This is a genomic window from Marinobacter sp. LV10MA510-1, from assembly GCF_002563885.1.
Classification (GTDB): domain Bacteria; phylum Pseudomonadota; class Gammaproteobacteria; order Pseudomonadales; family Oleiphilaceae; genus Marinobacter.
This window is the reverse complement of the sequence record NZ_PDJA01000001.1, coordinates 2,757,037-2,773,711: the sequence shown is the minus strand read 5'-3', so window position 1 is coordinate 2,773,711 and position 16,675 is coordinate 2,757,037. Positions and strand designations below refer to the sequence as shown.

14 protein-coding genes and 1 pseudogene are annotated in these 16,675 nt (G+C 54.2%); 9 read left to right on the top strand and 6 right to left on the bottom strand.

The genetic code is table 11. From position 1 onward, the window contains the following. Positions 1–203 precede the first annotated feature (203 nt). The 7 genes from ATI45_RS13280 (at position 204) to ATI45_RS13250 (ending at position 7,988) form a co-directional block, all read left to right on the top strand. Positions 204–1,217 carry a DUF2235 domain-containing protein gene (locus tag ATI45_RS13280; protein WP_098419898.1) on the top strand — a complete coding sequence of 338 codons (1,014 nt, stop codon included), beginning with the start codon at positions 204–206 and terminating at the stop codon, positions 1,215–1,217. A 56-nt stretch (positions 1,218–1,273) separates the two neighbouring features. Next, positions 1,274–2,971: a methyl-accepting chemotaxis protein gene (locus ATI45_RS13275; RefSeq protein WP_098419897.1), complete on the top strand. Its 1,698-nt coding sequence runs from the start codon at positions 1,274–1,276 to the stop codon at positions 2,969–2,971. A gap of 29 nt (positions 2,972–3,000) precedes the next feature. Then, positions 3,001–4,065 carry a TRAP transporter substrate-binding protein gene (locus tag ATI45_RS13270; protein ID WP_098419896.1) on the top strand — a complete coding sequence of 355 codons (1,065 nt, stop codon included), beginning with the start codon at positions 3,001–3,003 and terminating at the stop codon, positions 4,063–4,065. 138 nt (positions 4,066–4,203) lie between these two features. Continuing rightward, entirely contained in the window at positions 4,204–5,340 is a 1,137-nt protein-coding gene (gene potA, locus ATI45_RS13265) for a spermidine/putrescine ABC transporter ATP-binding protein PotA (protein WP_098419895.1), read from the top strand. After that, entirely contained in the window at positions 5,324–6,184 is an 861-nt protein-coding gene (gene potB / locus ATI45_RS13260; RefSeq protein WP_098419894.1) for a spermidine/putrescine ABC transporter permease PotB, read from the top strand. Before potA ends, potB begins: the two co-directional genes overlap by 17 nt. After that, positions 6,184–6,951: a spermidine/putrescine ABC transporter permease PotC gene (potC, locus tag ATI45_RS13255; protein WP_098419893.1), complete on the top strand. Its 768-nt coding sequence runs from the start codon at positions 6,184–6,186 to the stop codon at positions 6,949–6,951. Before potB ends, potC begins: the two co-directional genes overlap by 1 nt. Next, positions 6,948–7,988 (top strand): extracellular solute-binding protein, encoded by a 1,041-nt coding sequence (locus tag ATI45_RS13250; protein ID WP_098419892.1) that lies wholly within the window; start codon positions 6,948–6,950, stop codon positions 7,986–7,988. Before potC ends, ATI45_RS13250 begins: the two co-directional genes overlap by 4 nt. Positions 7,989–8,632: 644 nt before the next feature. Here the strand turns inward: ATI45_RS13250 and ATI45_RS13240 are convergent. The 5 genes from ATI45_RS13240 to ATI45_RS13220 all read right to left on the bottom strand — a co-directional run bounded on the left by ATI45_RS13240 (position 8,633) and on the right by ATI45_RS13220 (position 12,847). After that, positions 8,633–9,076: a universal stress protein gene (locus ATI45_RS13240; RefSeq protein WP_098419891.1), complete on the bottom strand. Its 444-nt coding sequence runs from the start codon at positions 9,074–9,076 to the stop codon at positions 8,633–8,635. 15 nt (positions 9,077–9,091) lie between these two features. Beyond that, a complete protein-coding gene (locus ATI45_RS13235) occupies positions 9,092–10,378 on the bottom strand; it encodes a TRAP transporter large permease (protein ID WP_098419890.1) in 1,287 nt (428 codons plus the stop codon). A 50-nt stretch (positions 10,379–10,428) separates the two neighbouring features. After that, complete coding sequence (locus ATI45_RS13230; protein ID WP_098419889.1) at positions 10,429–11,019, bottom strand: TRAP transporter small permease; 591 nt, start codon at positions 11,017–11,019, stop codon at positions 10,429–10,431. Positions 11,020–11,143: 124 nt separating this feature from the next. Beyond that, positions 11,144–12,169, bottom strand: a complete 1,026-nt coding sequence (dctP, locus tag ATI45_RS13225; protein WP_098419888.1) for a TRAP transporter substrate-binding protein DctP — start codon at positions 12,167–12,169, stop codon at positions 11,144–11,146. 138 nt (positions 12,170–12,307) lie between these two features. Then, the gene (locus ATI45_RS13220) at positions 12,308–12,847 is read right to left on the bottom strand and encodes a YqiA/YcfP family alpha/beta fold hydrolase (protein WP_098419887.1); all 540 of its coding nucleotides are present in this window, start codon (positions 12,845–12,847) and stop codon (positions 12,308–12,310) included. A 151-nt stretch (positions 12,848–12,998) separates the two neighbouring features. Here ATI45_RS13220 and ATI45_RS13215 point away from each other — a divergent pair. After that, positions 12,999–13,361 (top strand): annotated as a pseudogene (locus tag ATI45_RS13215) (glutathione peroxidase); the annotation flags it as partial. A 158-nt stretch (positions 13,362–13,519) separates the two neighbouring features. Next, complete coding sequence (gene ovoA / locus ATI45_RS13210; protein WP_098419885.1) at positions 13,520–15,700, top strand: 5-histidylcysteine sulfoxide synthase; 2,181 nt, start codon at positions 13,520–13,522, stop codon at positions 15,698–15,700. 50 nt (positions 15,701–15,750) lie between these two features. Here the strand turns inward: ovoA and nfsA are convergent, their stop codons facing one another. Further along, on the bottom strand, positions 15,751–16,536 hold the full coding sequence (gene nfsA / locus ATI45_RS13205; RefSeq protein ID WP_098419884.1) for an oxygen-insensitive NADPH nitroreductase: 786 nt from the start codon (positions 16,534–16,536) through the stop codon (positions 15,751–15,753). Positions 16,537–16,675 lie beyond the last annotated feature (139 nt).

The window sequence follows — 16,675 nt, the reverse complement described above, 5'->3', positions numbered from 1 at the left end:
AAATACTCGCTATAGAATAAGGTTATTCTTAAGTTGAATAATTAGACAGTATGCCATTGTTAATCATTAACTCAAAGTGTACCCGGATCCGCCGCGGCGCTCCTGCGACAGCGCAAATAGGTGCGACCGTCACAAAACGCTTTGGTCGGGTATGACTATACTAAATAACCGACATAAGCCCTGTGGCTAACGAGGACAGCACTATGGCCAAACGGATCGTTATTTGCGCAGACGGTACCTGGAACAGGCCTGAAGAAGACTTGCAGCGGGATTTTCCAACCAACGTTTTGCGGTTGGCCAGAGCGATAACGCCTATCGCAGCGGACGGCCTGCCACAGCAGGTGTTTTATGACTGGGGCATAGGTTCGTATCACAACGCACTGATTGGCGGGGTAACGGGCCAGGGCCTGCACAAGAACATTCTGGATGGCTATCGCTACCTGGTTCAGAACTACGCACCGGGTGACGAAATTTATTTGTTCGGTTTCAGTCGCGGGGCTTACACCGTGCGGGCGCTGTGCGGGTTGATTAACAACTGTGGCATTCTCAAACGGGTAGACGCAGCGCGCATTCAGCAGGGATTTGAACACTACAAAAAGTCAGGAAAAGACTACGCACCTGAAGGCGCGCAGTCTTTGGCTTTTCGCGCAGCGCACAGCCATCCGTCCCGTCAGGTTCGTTTTGTTGGCGTGTGGGATACGGTTGGTGCCCTGGGTGTGCCTTTTTCTCTGATGGGCCTGTTTGACAGCAAAGACGAATTCTACGACACCAAACTGGGTAGTAACGTGAGTTTTGCCCGCCACGCGCTGGCCATTGACGAGCGCCGTGAAGACTTTGAACCGACGCTTTGGTTGCCGCGGCCTAAGCTGGACTTGCAACAGGTATGGTTTGCCGGCTCCCACAGCGATATTGGCGGTGGTTACGGGCCAGATGACAAGGGCTTGTGTGCCGCGGACTCGCCGCTTGAATGGATGTTAAAGGAAGCAGAGGCCACGGGCCTGGGGGTGGAAAACCACCTGGTTGAAGCGCTCAAACCGGGCGCCGGCGCCAAGCTGCATAATTCGCGACGTCATGTGTTCCGTTTTGCCCGGCCATTAATTCGGCCTTTGCAGGTGCCAGACATCAAAACCCGACTTCACGAGTCGGTTGGCGAACGCTGGCGGCAAGATTCGGATTACCGGCCGCCAAACCTGAAAACAGTTGGCTTTGCAGGCTAAGCCATTTAATGTGATGGTAGAACTAGTAACCACTTTTAATGAAAGGATGCATTTTAATGGGCCTGCTAAGCCGCCTTCGTGTTCGCACGCGTCTCTTACTTATCGCTCTGATTCCTGTTCTGCTCACTGCGGCAGCCATCAGTTTCATCACCTTTGAACAGCTCCGTAGCAACGAACAAAGCCAACTTGCGCAGCTGGAGCAGCTGGGAGAGAGCCTGCTTGAGTCCCGAAAAGACGGGCTAAAAACGCTGGTAGATGTAGCCAAGATTGTAGCTCTGGAGGCTAAAAACAACCCTTTACTGAGTGAGCGTGAGGCCAAGGAGGCGGTCGCAAACCGGCTGAGGGCCATTCGTTTTGACAGCAATAACTATATTTACGCCTACGAGCGCACCGGCCCTGGCCAGTTTAGAATCCTTGCTTATGCCTCTGACCCAAGTAAAGAAGGTGTTGTGTCTAGCCCGAGCACCATTAGTCTTGTGCGGTCTTTGTTTGATTCGACCAACGGCGATGGTTTTCATGGCTATGACTGGCTAAATTCGGCCAGTGGCGAGGAAGAACCGAAAATTTCCTATACCACTACCATTCCCGACTGGGGCTGGATGATCGGCGCTGGAGTCTATACCACTGATATCGACCGGCAGCTGGCTGTTGTAAAAACCGACACCGACGCCAAGCTGGCCGAGGCTCTTGGGTTTATTGCCATGGCTGCCGCCGTGATTGTTTTGCTGGCGGTGTTCATTGGTGTGTTTGTGGGGCGCACGGTGACCGGGCCATTGAAGACTGTAAGTGACCTGATGGAAGACATCGCCAACGGCGATGGAGATCTGCGCAAGCGTCTGCCCGCCGAGGGCGACGACGAGCTGGCGGAACTGGGGCGCCGGTTTAATGCCTTTGTGATCAAAATCCAGGACACCATTCGCCAGGTATCGACCACCACCGATCAGGTGGCGTCAGCTGCCGAAGAGCTAAGCAGCGTGGCCAACGAAACCCGCGCATCGGTTCAGCGGCAGGGTTCGGAAACCGATCAGATTGCATCGGCGATCCATGAAATGGTGGCGACTATCCAGCAGATTTCCGGCAACGCCAACGATGTTGAAAGTTCCGCATCCGATGCCGATCGCATGGCTCGGGAAGGCGGTAAGACCATCGCTTCCGCACAGCAGGCAGTGCATCAGCTTTCTGATGAAATCCAGGCCAGTGCCACCACTATTAACTCACTCGCGGAACGCTCAGACAATATTCAGCAGATACTGGATGTGATTCATGCGGTGACCGACCAGACCAATCTGTTGGCGCTGAACGCGGCTATTGAAGCAGCTCGGGCCGGTGAACACGGCCGCGGTTTTTCGGTAGTGGCTGACGAAGTGCGCCAGCTGGCCCGGCGCAGTGCCGAATCGGCGGACCAGATTCGCGAGATGATTGACGGATTCGTGACTGAATCTCGTGCCGCCGCCGAGCGTATGAACCAGTCGCGGGAGCGTTCGGCTGAAACCATTGAGCGTATCAGCCATGCTGCTCAGGCTTTAGCCACCATTGAAACCTCGGTTGGGCAGATACACGATCAGGTCACCCAGATTGCCACCGCTTCCGAGCAACAAAGCCAGGTGGCCGAAGAGATAAATCAAAACGTGGTGCGTATTGTCGATGCGGCCCAGCAAAGCGATACTGGGGTTGGCCAGACCCACGAGGCCAGCCACGAACTGGCGAGATTGAGTGAATCTTTGCGACATTTGATCGGAAACTTCAAAATTTAAACGCAACTACAAAAAAAGGTGACATAAAAATGCGCAAACTGATCGTGGCCTCTTTGGCCCTGGCCGCTACCCTGACCACATCCTCAGCACTGGCTGAGGAAACTTATAGCCTGCGACTGGCGGAAACATGGGGCCCCAACTCGCCCATATTGGGGGAAACCACCAAACACATGGCAGAGATGGCGGAAACCATGTCGGGAGGCCGCCTCCAGATCCGCATCGATTCGTCGAACAAGCACAAAGCGCCTTTTGGCATTTTTGACCTGGTGCGCAACGGCCAATACGACATGGGCCACACGGCCTCTTATTACTACAAGGGCAGCATTCCTAACGCCATGTACTTCACCACCGTGCCGTTTGGCATGATAGCGCCAGAGCAATACGCCTGGTTCTATCACGGTGGCGGTATGGAGCTGGCCGAGAAGGTTTACCAGCCTTTTGGCCTGCTGTCGTTTCCTGGTGGCAACACCGGCAACCAGATGGGCGGCTGGTTTCGTGAGGAAATCACCTCACTGGATGACCTAAAGGGCATCAAGATGCGCACCCCGGGGTTTGCTGGTGAAGTGATGGCTGAACTCGGTGTGGCGGTGACCAACATTCCACCGGGCGAGCTCTACAGCGCTCTTGAACGAGGCACGATTGACGCCCTTGAATGGGTAGGCCCGGCTCTGGATTTGCAGATGGGCTTTCACCAGATTGCCAAATACTATTATTCCGGCTGGCAGGAACCCGGCGCTGAGGTCCAATTTCTGATTAACGAGAAAACCTGGAACAAGCTGCCAGAAGACCTGCAGGAAATTCTGCGTGTGGCCATGCGCACTGCGGCCTATGATATGTACATCCAGAGCACCCATGAAAGCGGTGTGGCCTGGAGCCGTATGCAGCAGGACTACCCGGACGTAACCCACAAAATTTTCCCGCCAGAAGTAATCAGCGCTCTGCGCGACGTCACCAAAAGACTGTTGCAAGAGGCCAGCGACGCAGACCCGCTGGCAAAAGAAATCATTACCTCCCAGCAGGAGTACCTGAAGCAGGTGCGCCAGTGGACTAACATTTCTGACAAGGCGTATCTGAACTCGGTTGCTAACGAATAAACAGGCGGAACACCAGGATTTGGTAGAGTCAAAAACTGGTTAAAAAGAATGCAACTGCGGGCGTTGTGGATTATCCTCACGCCCCTTTTGTTTTTTGCGTTTACCCACGGTGACACCGTTTCGATTTAGGCTGGTTTGATGGAAAAAACGTTACTTTCGCTGAGCACAATCAGCAAACAGTTCGATGGTAAAACCGTACTGGATTCGCTCACGCTGGATATTTTTGACGGTGAGTTCATCACCCTGCTAGGCCCCTCCGGTTGCGGCAAAACCACCCTGTTGAGAATGATGGCGGGGTTTGAGCTTCCCGATAACGGCACCGTTACCCTCGCCGGAGTCGACATTACCGACCAGCCTCCCGAACAGCGCCCCCTTAATACCGTATTCCAGAGTTACGCTCTTTTTCCTCATATGTCAGTGTATGACAACGTAGCCTATGGTTTGAAAATGGAAAAGCGTCCAAAGGCGGAAATCCGCGAACGGGTAGCAGAAGTTTTGGCGATGGTGCAGCTGGAAGATTTCGTCAGCCGTAAGCCGCACCAGCTGTCTGGCGGCCAGCAGCAACGGGTAGCAATCGCCCGCGCGGTGGTAAAGCGGCCAAAAATGCTGTTGCTGGACGAACCCTTGTCCGCACTGGATTACAAACTGCGCCGCACCATGCAGGTAGAGCTCAAGCGCCTGCAGCGTGAACTGGGCATTACCTTTGTGTTCGTGACTCACGATCAGGAGGAAGCGTTGTCTATGTCAGACCGCATTGCGGTGCTGAAAGACGGCTATATCCAACAGCTGGGCACACCGCGGGAAGTTTATGAGCGCCCGGCGAACCTGTTCACCGCGCGTTTTGTGGGGCAGACCAACTTTTTTCCGGGACAGGTCACCAGCATTAGCGATCGCGAGATCAGCGTGGATGTGTTCGGCTTGAAGCGGGTACTGAACAAGCCCTCTTTCCGTGTCACCCTGAACCAGTCACTGCACGTATTGCTGCGCCCGGAAGACATCCGCGTGCTGGCGCCAGACGACAGCGAAGGCGTGGCTGGCGAGATCGTCGAACGCAATTACAAAGGCAGTACGCTGGATTCGGTGATTGAACTGGAAGACGGCAGCCAGGTGATGGCCAGCGAATTTTTTGATGAAGACGACCCTACCTTCGATTACAACATTGGCGAGAAGGTGCGGGTTAGCTGGGTAGACGGCTGGGAATGGCTGTTGGCCGAAGAACAAGACCAACCGCTGACCGACGAAGAGGAGCAGGCCGCCGATGATGCTGAGCATTAGGCAACAGCCTTTTAAAACCGCTGTTCTGGTGCTGGTGTGGGGTTGGCTGCTGTTTCTGGTTCTGGCGCCCAACCTGCTGGTGGTGGGTGCCAGTGTGATGACCCGCGACCCGTCCACATTTATCGCCTTGCCACTGAACCTGGATGCTTACCGCCAGTTGTTCAATCCGCTGTATCTGGACGTGTTTTTACACTCCTTGTGGATGGCGACATTGACCACAGCGATATGCCTGCTGATTGGCTATCCGTTTGCCTGGGCGCTGTCCAAAGTGCAGAAACGCCGGCAGATGCTGCTGATATTTTTATTGATCATACCCTTCTGGACCAATTCGCTGGTGCGGATTTACGCTCTGAAGCTGATTCTGGCCGCCAACGGCCTGCTGAACAGCGCTCTGCTGTGGCTGGGCTGGATTTCTGAACCCTTGCAAATGCTGTACACCCAGGGCGCGGTGATTGTTGGACTGGTGTATCTGCTGCTACCGTTTATGATTTTGCCTCTGTACGCGGTGTTTGATGATTTACGTCAGGACGTGCTGCTGGCTTCCCACGATCTTGGCGCAGGGCGCTTTGCCACTTTCACAAATGTGATTATTCCGCTCACCCTGCCGGGTGTTTTGGCTGGCGTTATGCTGGTGTTGCTGCCGGCCATGGGGCTGTTTTTTGTGCCTGACATACTCGGTGGCTCGCGCAACCTGCTGGTGGGCAACGTGATCAAAAACCAGTTTCTGGACGCCCGCAACTGGCCCTTTGGTGCTGCCGCCAGCATCGTGCTTACCCTGACCATGGCGCTGTTGATGTTTGCCCACCGCCTGAGCAAACAGCGCCTCGGCGAGGAGAGTTCCTGATGGGCTGGCTACCGCGGACCTACCTGGCGCTGGTCTACCTTCTGTTGTACATCCCCATCGCCGTGTTGGTGGTGTTCTCGTTTAACGATTCACGCACCGGCTATAGCTGGGGCGGGCTTAGCCTGCGCTGGTACGAATCGCTGTTTAACAACCACGCCATGATAAAAGCCTTGGGCAACTCGCTGTTTCTGGCGCTCACGGCCGCTACCGTATCTACCCTGATTGGCGCGTTGACGGCGCTGGCGCTGCATCGCTATCGTTTTCGCGGTAAAAAAGCGCTGAAAGGCATGTTGTTTGTGGTGATGATGTCTCCCGAAATCGTACTGGCAATATCCTTGCTGGGCCTGTTTTTGCTGGCGGGTATCCAGCTGGGCTATGTGTCGTTACTGCTGGCCCACGTCACCTTCTGTTTGCCGTTCGTGGTGATTACCGTAATGGCAAGGCTCAGCGGATTTGATGAACGCTTGCCGGAAGCTGCACGTGATTTAGGCGCCAGCGACTTTACCATGACTCGTACCGTGCTGATTCCGGTGATTATGCCGGCGTTGCTGGCAGGTTGGCTGCTGGGTTTTACACTGTCCATGGATGACGTGGTGGTCAGCACGTTTGTTAGCGGACCCAGTTACGAAATATTGCCCCTGCGCATCTACTCCATGGTGCGTGTAGGCCTGAAACCTGAAGTGAACGCTTTAGGCACTTTGTTGCTGGTGTTTTCACTGGTGATGCTGTTGTTGTCGCAATGGATATTGACGAGGAATAAACAATGAAAAAACTGGCACTGGCGGGAATACTGACGGCTGGCCTTGTGGGCTGTAGCTCGGAAGAGCCCAAGGTACTGAACCTGTACAACTGGTCTGAATACATGCCTCAGGAAGTGATGACCCGCTTCGAGGAAGAAACCGGTATACAGGTGGTATACACCACCTATGACAGCAACGAGGCCATGTACGCCCGTTTGAAATTGCTGGACGACAGCGCCGCCTACGATCTGGCTGTGCCGTCTACCTACTTCGTGAGCAAAATGCGCAACGAAGGCCTGTTGATGCCGATTGATCGCAGCAAGATTGAAGGCTTTGACCAGCTGGATCCGGAGCTGATCAATCTGGATATCGATAAGGGCAATGAATACAGCGTGCCCTACATGTGGGGCACCACCGGGTTGGGCGTAGACACCGCGACCATTAACGGTGAGCCCGTCACCGCCTGGGCTGATTTGTGGGAAGAGCGTTTTAGCGGCCGCGTCATTCTGACCAACGACATGCGCGAGGTGTTTCACGTGGCGCTGCGGGTGTTGGGCTACTCCGGTAACAGCACCGACCCGCAGCAGATTAAAGAGGCCTATGAAAAGCTCACCGAACTGATGCCTTCGGTAAGAACCTTCAACTCCGATGCCCCGCGCATGCCGTTTCTGGAAGGCGAAGTGGACATAGGCATGATCTGGAACGGTGAAGCGGTGATGGGCAAAGAAGTCCTGGAATCGCTGGAATACGTGTATCCGGAAGAAGGCATTATCGTGTGGCTCGACAGCTTCGTCATTCCGAAGAATGCGAAGAACCCAGATGCCGCCCACAAATTCATCAGCTTTGTGCTACGCCCTGAAATTGCTGCCCTGATCAGTACCGATATTGGCTATGCCACACCGGTGCTGCCTGCCCGTGAGCTGCTAGACGATACGGTTGCCAACGATCGCGCCAGCTACCCCACGGCGGCAGACATGGTGAACGCTGAATTCCAGACCGACATTGGCGATGAGGCAATGCAGGTTTACGCCAAGTATTGGGAAAAATTGAAGTCGGGTCGTTAATCCGACCTGTTGTGAAAGTAGCTGCCCGGCGTGCCAATGATCTACACTCATAAGATCATCATAGCCTTAAGGCAGCTTATTTCGATGTTTCTGGCGCCCCTTCGTCTAACACTCCCGTGCCTCATTGTTGCTGCCCTGTTTTGGTTGGCGATAGGTTCTTCAGTTGCCTCTGCTGCCAGTCAACCGGTCACCGAAGGCTGGGAATATCGCTGGGGCGACTCCCCGATAGACACCAACGGTGTCCCTACATGGACAGAAACGTCCGCCCTGAATCAGTAATCTGCCATCGATTTCCTCTCAAACCCACCCGACCGGAATGGTCTTAACAACGTGTAGTACCGAGTAACACTGCCGGCCGGCGACTGGCAGATTTACCAGTTTGGTGAGTTCGGTGCAGAGGTATCTTATATTCTAAAAAATCTCTGATCGTGGCAGGAATGTGTGCATCATTGGTTTGTTGCAGCTGGAAATACCAGAGGACCCTTCTGCCAACACAACCGAATACGGCATTGCCCATCTTTACTTTTCAATGGACCAGATTATCCAGAAAAGCTGATGGGGCTGGCCGATAAGGCGCTTTATCGAGCAAAACGAAACGGCCGCAACCGCGTGGAGGTGTCTTCCAGCGGTTGAGGTTGGGCCAGTCAGACTACCAGCACCGGGCACTTGGCGTGGCTGGTAACCCGGTGCGACACGCTGCCCAGAAACATGCCGTCTTTGTCGCTATGGGTGCCGCGGGTGCCCACCACAATCAGGTCGGCTTCTTTGTCCTGGGCGAACTGTACGATCACTTTGGACGGCCGCCCGCTTTTGACAAAACCGCGGACATGAGTGGCGTTCTGCTCCTTGGCATGTTCTTTGGCGTGATTTACAACCTCCTTGGCGTACTCTGAAAGCACCTTGTCGGGGATGTCCATGCTGTCAGGACGATTGATCGACAACGATGCCTCAAACAGGCTGTGGTGCTTGTACACGCACAGCAAAAAGATTTCGACGTCAGGAATCAGCTTTTGCAAACCGATGGCTTTATCCAAAGCGGTCATTGAGTTTTTTGAGCCATCGATGGCGACTAATATGCGTTTGAACATTCCGTTGTCTCCTGATTAGGCTGGAAAAGCCAGGTCGCGCAAGAACAGTGCAATCTGCGGGAACGCGATAATCAATCCGGCAGCGGTGATAAGCATCACAATGAACGGCGGTGTGCCGCGGATTACATCCATATACGGCCGTTTAAAAATGGCGATGGCGGTAAATATGTCGCAGCCAAATGGCGGTGTGGCAGAGCCGATGGCCACCTGCAAGGTGATCAGCACACCCACCAGTACCGGGTCTAGTCCGGTGGCCTGAATGGCCGGCGCAAATATCGGCGTCAGCACCAGAATCACCACAATCGGGTCCACAAACATGCAGGCAATAAAGAACGCAACACAGATGGTAACCAGTACGCCAACCGGACCGGCCTCATTAATGCCTACAGATTCCAGAATGGCCTGAGGGATCTGTGCAAACGACAGGATCCATGAAAAGCCGTTACCCACGGCCACCAGAATAAACACCACGGCGGTGATCAGACCTGTGGATTTGGCAATGCGGTAAATATCCGGGAGTTTCAGCGAACGGAAAATCAGAAATTCCAGCAAGAAGGCATACAACACGCATACCGCGGCTGCTTCGGTGGGGCTGAAAATACCGCCGTAAATACCACCCACAATAATAACCGGGAAAAACAGCGGCCACAGGGCTTCCCGCACGGCGCGTCCGCGTTCGCCCCAGGTAGCCTTGGGTTCGGTGGGCACGTTGTTCTTATAGGCGTAGAACAGGCAGTAAAGCGAAAACATGAACAGAATCATGATGCCCGGGCCAATACCGGCAATAAACAATTCGGCAATGGAGGTTTGCGAGACAACCCCATAAATAATCATGCCAATGCTGGGGGGGATCAAAAACGCAATATCACTGGCGTTAATAATCAGCGCCAGGGTAAAGGAATCGGAATAACCCGCCTTCAACATTTTCGGCCGCAGCGGTGAACCCACCGCCACCACGGTGGCCTGGGTAGAGCCCGACACCGCGCCGAACAGGGTGCAAGAGGTGGCCGCGCTAATAGCTAGCCCGCCTTTGATGTGGCCAATAAACGCCATCACCATATTGATCAGGCGATCAGCAGACTGGCCGCGGGTCATAATGTCCGCTGCCAAAATGAACATCGGCACCGCAATCAGCGACGCGGGGCGAATGCCGCCCATCATCTGCTGAATAAAAGTGCCCATCTGGCTGAAGCCGTCGAACATCATTACAAAGCCGACAACAGCAGCGGTTGTTAGCGGGATCATCATCGGGAAGCCCATTAGCAGGAGCCCGATCATAATGACCATCAGTATTGTTGCCATGATTCTTGCCTTTTGTGGTCTGCTCAGGGTCTTGTCTGATTCGGGCTGCTTTAAACTTCGGTTTCGGTCTCTGCATAGCCGTCCACCACACCGGTGGATAAGTACACGTCTTTGCTGGTTACGTTTTTGACGGCGGTTAGCAAATACTGAATGCCGGTAACGGCAAAACCGATGGGTGCCCAGATGTAGATCATCCAAATGTCTATGCCCAACGCGGGTAGTATCCGACCGCGATCGTACAAAGTGACGATGTAGCCGAAGGAGTGATAACACAGGAAGAACATCATCGCGGCCGTAAACAGCGCGATGATAATCATCAGCACTTTGCGGCCCTTGGCGGGAAAGGCGTCGTAAATCGCAGACATGCGAATATGGCGTCCGTGGCGGGCTGCGTAGCCAATGCCGGCGAAGGTGACCAAAATAATGAGGATGCGGTTGATCTCGCCCGAGAAAAACATGCCTTCGCCGAATACGAAGCGGGCAATCACGTTCACGCAGGTGTTCAGTGCCATCAAAATAATGCCGGCGGCAAGGATTACCGCCTCGGTTTTAGCAATCCACTCATCGATGATGCCCAAAAAGCCGGGTAGTCCCGAGTCATAATGGCCAGTGTCGTCTAAATCCGGGGAGTTCTCGGTCATGGGCTATGCTCCGGAGTGGCAAAGTCTCGGCCGGTAGGGGGGAAACCCCGGCTGGGCGGGGTGAGTTTTTGGGCCCCGCAGGCAAGTGCCCGCGAGGCCAGGGGCTGCAAAAAATAACGATCCGTTATTTTTGGACGTCTTGCAAATCCTGCTTGAATTGGTTCAGCAGCTTTTGACCACTATCGCCGGCCATTTCAACAAACTTGGCCTCGACCTGCGGGGCGCGCTTGCGGAACACGTCGATCTGCTCTTCGGTCAGGCGTGTAACGGTGACTTCGTCACTGCTAGCCTGGATTTTTGCCAGGGCGTCATCAGCCAGGCCGTCAATATGAACAAGAATTTCTTCAAAGGCGAAATCAGACGCTTTGTTCACTAACTCTTTGTCTGCGTCTGAAAGGCCGTTGTAGAAATTCTGGTTGGCCATCAATGCGGTGGTGAACCAGCCGTGACCGGTAAAGACCAGGTTGGGTGACACTTCGTAAAGACCGCCGGACTGAATCCAGAAAATCGGGTTTTCCTGGCCCTGAAGCATATTGGTCTGCAGCGCGCCGTAAACTTCACCCCAAGGCAAGGGCGTAGGCGTGGCGCCAAAAGCGGAGTAGGTTTCCGACAGCAACGGGTTAGTCATCACGCGAATCTTCTTATTTTGCAGCTCTGCCGGGGTCGTAAAGGGCTCGTCGAGCGTGACGACCATTTCACCTTCCGGATACATCTGCAGCAACTTCAAGCCGTTTTCTGCGTAAAGTTTAGGGAAGTCTTCGTTGATAGCCTTACTTTCACGGAAAAAGGTAACCACCGTTCCCATGTCTGTAGGCAACAGATACGGGATAAAGAAAATTTGCGCTTCTGGAATCAGGGCTCCGGTAAAACCGGGCGACTGGTTTACAAAATTCAGAATGCCGGCCTGGGTCTGCTCCATGATGTCATCAGACTCGCCCAGTTCACCGAAGCGGTAAACTTGTACCGTGTTTTTGGAGTTGTCTTCGATGTATTCTTTAAAGCTGTAAGCGAAAACGTCCTGAACATCGCCTTCGTATTCTTCATGGGCGTAACGCCAATTGGCAGCGTTCACCGAATTCGCTGCGGTGAGGGCCGCAAACGTCAGTGCTGAAATACCGGCCAGTTTCTTGAATTTACTCATGCTGCTCATCGCGTAATCTCCGCTTCTTTTTCTGAATTGGTTATTCTTCTGTCTTTAGACTGGCAAAACACAGAGTGAAGCGCAAGTTTACGGATAAAAACTTAAGCTTCGCTTGCTGTCTTTTTTCTCGTCAATAACTTCTTGGTATTAAGGCGTATTATGGCCTTTCAGGCATGCTAATAAAAAACGTTCAAACTCTTGGGTTATTCGCTGTAAGCTGTTTTCGAGCCAGTGGCCATCGTTCAGCACAATGGCGCTGATGCCTTGCTGTTGAGCCAACTCCAACACAGGCATTACTGGTACAACGTGATCTTCCCAGCCATGAATAATTTGGCTGAAAGTGGCACAAATCTGCGGCCTGGATTGTGGATAGCCCATGAGTGCCAGCGCAGGGGCTAATAGAAAACAGCCCAGTACCGGGGTCAATGCGCTCGTTTGCGCACACACCCAGCCGCCCATGCTGGACCCTGCCAATACGGTGCGCTGAGGATCAGCCCCAGACCGCTTTATGGCTGTCTGCATCTGCTTCAGGCGGGTTGTCGGGTCTTTACTGCTGCGATGGTCTACCGCTTCGGCCACCACGCCCGGGTATTTTTCCGCGACCGCTTTCATAGTTTGAATCTTAGTACTGTCGGGGCCACTTTCCAGTCCGTGGGACAGAAATACGTGAAAAATTGGTAATGTCATGGTTTGGCTCCTGAGGATTTATTTGTTTCCCGGCGGCAAAGAGCGGCGGCGCAGCAAACCGTTGCGGTCGTGAGCCCGTAACTTCTTCTACTATTAGTAAGAATAACAGGATACGCATTATGTTCAGGTGGCCAGTCAGCAGTTACACTGCTTTTGTGGTTTTACTAACCAGTTCGAAGGCCTTGAACAGCTGCATCAGCGTTATGGTAAAGAAGGCCTGGTGGTGGTTGGTTTTGCCAGCAACGATTTTCGTCAGGAGGCAGACACCGAAGAGGAAGCGGCCACCATCTGTTTCAAAAATTTCGGCGTTACCTTCACCATGATAGCCCCCGGGTCGGTCACCGGTGCCGGCGCAACGCCTGTGTTCGCCCATATTAATCAACAGAGCCAGCCGCCGCGGTGGAATTTCACAAAATACCTGTTGAACGATCGCGGCCAGGTAGTGGGGTCTTTCTCAAGCAGCGTGCGCCCTGGCGACAAACAGGTAACGCAGGCGGTGGAATCTGTACTCTGATGCAGAAAATGTCCGCGTCGAATGAAGCTGTTTCCCGGGCATCAGCGTACATTTCCCCCAATCAGTATTTGCCCGCGGGTCATTTCCCTGAGGGTACTTCAGAGTTTAAGGTTAACCCGCTGAAATAATTAGAATTAGAAAGGAATCAGGAGAGAATTGTGACTGAAAAAACCGCTGAGTTGGTTGCCGCGCCGGACCCTGCCATCAAGCCGGCTGAGCTGTTCAGCCGCACGGTCAACCTGGCCGAGGGTAATGTGCAGCAAAAACGCGAGGAAATCGAGCGCTCTTTTTGCGACACTTTTGACACCTATGAATCACTGTTTACAACGCTGGCCGTTGAAGAGGCTTATTTTAAGAAGTCGATACCGCTGCGCCATCCGCTGATGTTTTATTTGGGCCATACAGCGACTTTCTTTGTGAACAAGCTGGTGCTGGCGAAAATTCTGCCCGAGCGCATTGACCCAGAGATGGAGTCGATTTTTGCGGTGGGCGTGGATGAAATGAGTTGGGACGACCTGAACGAAGACCACTACGCCTGGCCTAAGGTTTCGGCGGTTATGGCCTATCGTCAGAAAGTTCGGGCCATGGTGGTGGATCTCATCCGCACCTTGCCCTTGCAGTTGCCGGTGGGTTGGAAGAGCCCGTTATGGCCGATTTTGATGGGCATCGATCACGAGCGCATTCACATGGAGACCTCATCGGTGCTGATTCGCCAGCAAAAGCTGCAGTATGTGCAGCCGCAGCCAGAGTGGGCGCCCAACACCCAAAGCGGGGAAGCTCCGCAGAACGAGCTGCTGCCGGTGGCGGCGGGCGATGTGGCGTTGGGCCTGCCAGCTGATAGTGATTACTATGGCTGGGACAATGAATATGGCCGCCATCAAGCCAGCGTAGACGCGTTTGATGCGTCAAAATATTTGGTGAGCAATCAGGAGTTTCTGGAATTCGTTGAAGCCGGCGGCTACAGCAAAGATGCTTACTGGAGCGAAGAAGGCTTGGGCTGGCGCGCATTTGCTAAGGCCAGCCACCCCACTTTCTGGGTGTGGCGCAATCAATGGTTTCTGCGGTTAATGACCGAAGAAGTTGAAATGCCGTGGGATTGGCCCGCGGAAGTGAATTACCACGAAGCCAAAGCCTTCTGCGAATGGAAAACCGTGGATGGTGGCCGCCCGGTACGCCTGCCCACCGAAGACGAATGGCACCGCCTGGTCGACGTGGCTCAGGTAGCGGAAGTAGGCGCCGGGCCCGCAGCGGCCAACTTGCATCTGGACCATGGCGCGTCTTCCTGCCCGGTTACTCGCTTCCGCCACGGCCAGTGGTTTGATGTCGTCGGTAACGTGTGGCAGTGGACTGAAACGCCGATGTATCCGTTTGCCGGGTTTGAGGTGCATCCGTTGTACGATGATTTCACCACACCCACATTTGATAATCGCCACAACCTGATTAAAGGCGGGTCGTGGATTTCTTGCGGTAACGAGGCGCGGCTCAGTGCCCGCTATGCGTTCCGCCGCCATTTCTTCCAGCATGCGGGATTCCGCTATGTGGCTTCGGAGGCCGAATTGAAGAACCCCAGCGCGTATTACGAAAACGATGTCATTCTTGCCCAGTACTCGGAATTTAATTTCGGCGAAAACTGGCACGGCGAAGCCAACTTTCCCAAAGAACTGGCGATGGCGGGTATCGCAGCCCTCGACGAGCGCTCAGCGGCTGACCAAAGTGGCGTAAGCTACGGCCGCGCCCTGGATATCGGCTGCGCTTGCGGCCGCACCAGTTTTGAGTTGGCTACCCGCTTTGAGCATGTGGACGGCATCGACTTTTCAGCCAATTTCATCCAGAAAGGAGTGGAGATGGCAGAACAGAAGGTGATTCGCTATGCCCGCCCGGAAGAGGGTGACCTGGTGAGTTACCACGAGCGCACCCTAGAGGAATTGGGCCTGACCGAGTCTGCCGAGCGTGTAGCCTTTCATCAGGGCGACGCTTGTAACTTGAAGCCGTTGTTTAACAACTACGACCTGATTGTGGCTGGCAACCTGATTGACCGCCTGTACGATCCGGCGAAATTTCTGACTCGCATTCACGAGCGGCTGAACGATAACGGCGTGTTGGTAATTGCCTCACCTTACACCTGGCTGGAGGAATACACTCCGAAGGACAAGTGGGTAGGTGGTTACAAGAAAGACGGCGAAAACTACAGCACTCTGGACGGTTTGAAAGACTTGCTGGCGCCGCATTTCCGTTTGATGAGCGCGCCGCGCAGCCTGCCGTTCGTGATTCGCGAGACCCGCAATAAATACCAGCACAGCCTGTCAGAGCTAACAGTGTGGGAGAAGGTTACGCCCTGATACGGGAACCAGGGACAGATTTAAAATCTGTCCCCGATTTTCTATATCGCCTATTGCCGACCCAGGCCGCGCTTTTCCAGAAACTCCTTCAGATGCAGGCGCAGCTTGCTGGTGAACAGGGGTTTAAGCTGCTTCGACCAGTTGCTGGACTTATTACCGCCGAGGCGCTCGCGGTAATAAGTTTCCATAGTGGCGTCAAAGCCATCAATCAGCGCGTTGTCCTGTTCGCTGTTGTAACTGTCCGTTTTCACGATGACGCTAAGTGGCAGGCGCGGCTTCACCTGGGGATCCTGGTCCGGATAACCCAGACACAAGCCGAATACCGGATACACCTGATCGGGCAGATCCAGCAGGTCGCTGACGGCAGCCGGATCATTACGAATACCACCGATGTAGCAAATGCCCAGCCCTTCAGATTCTGCTGCCACCACAAGGTTCTGCGCCATCATTGCTGCGTCTATGCTGGCCACCAGCAACTGCTCGGTGGTGCCGGTAATTATCTCGGCGCCAGCTCTTGCGGCAGCTTCGGTCGGGCGCTTCATATCGGCGCAGAACACGAAAAAGTCCGAGGCGGAAGCGACGTAGCCTTGGCCACCGGTCAGCTCTACCAAACGCTCGCGCTTGGCGGTATCGACGACGTGAAGCAGCGTGTAAGCCTGCACGTGGCTGGAGGTGGCGGCGCATTGGCCGGCGTGTAGCAGGTTAGACAGCAGCTCGGCCGGAATCTTCTGGTCAGTAAACTTGCGAATGGAACGGTGGCGGCTAAGCAGGTCAAGCACCGGGTTGACGGACGATGCTGATGCGGATTCTGAAGGGGTAGGTGCGGTAACAGTCATAAAGCCTCGTAAGCTGAAAAAACACCGTCGTACCCTTGTGTATGTTGAAGCAGGATACGGCGATGTTTGTAGATGCCGGTTTTCCGGTCAGCTTACTACGGCCAGTTTACGGTGTCATTGGGTCTGGGCGCGGTGTGCT